2 pseudogenes are annotated in these 636 nt (G+C 63.5%); one reads left to right on the forward strand and one right to left on the reverse strand.

The features are described 5' to 3' along the window. Positions 1-187 (reverse strand): annotated as a pseudogene (locus GV790_RS28875) (hypothetical protein); the annotation flags it as partial. Between the two features lie 262 nt (positions 188-449). On the opposite strand from GV790_RS28875, the pseudogene GV790_RS28880 reads away from it, so the two are divergent. Next, positions 450-636: pseudogene (locus GV790_RS28880) on the forward strand (hypothetical protein); the annotation flags it as partial.

A 636-nucleotide genomic window follows, 5' to 3' on the forward strand; every position in this document is an offset into this window, starting at 1 on the left:
TCCACTTCTCCCAGGCGAACTTGCCGCCCGCGTAGATGATGCCGCAGACCCCGGACAGCAGCACGAACCAGGTCAGGTAGCGGACGAGTTGGAGAATCTTCTCCGACATCGGCGGCGCTTCGGGAGTGGGGTTGCCGATTTGCGCGACGGTGTCGTAAACGGCGGCCAGGATCATCTCGCTGCTCACTCTGGTTCGGGGTGGGCGGGAACTCTTCGAACAAATCGTATCCGGTCATTCCGCCGATCGCAGTCACGTGGCCCTGAACTGGTGTTTCCGCGTCGCCGCTGCGGTCAAAACCGCTGTGTGCCAACACTTGCGGTATCCGATGAGGGTCCGGGATGATGGAGCGTGCGGGGGACACCACCGAACGCGTCGATTCGCTTGGTGCGGAACGTTTTACGCCCCTGAGCAGTGGATATCGGTTCGGTTGCACGGAGAGGGTAGGGACGTGAGTATCTCGACGTCACTGGTGGACACGGTCACGACGCTCGCGCAGATGAGCGACCCCACACCCGAGCCGCCGCCGCTGGCCGACAAGGCGCAGCAGTTCGTCCGGTACGCCACCTGGCTCGCCATGCTGTCGGGCATCATCAGCATCGTCTACGCGGGCGGCCGGTTCGCCTGGGAGAAGTGGA

It is taken from the genome of Nocardia cyriacigeorgica (assembly GCF_010858045.1).
Taxonomy (GTDB): domain Bacteria; phylum Actinomycetota; class Actinomycetes; order Mycobacteriales; family Mycobacteriaceae; genus Nocardia; species Nocardia cyriacigeorgica_E.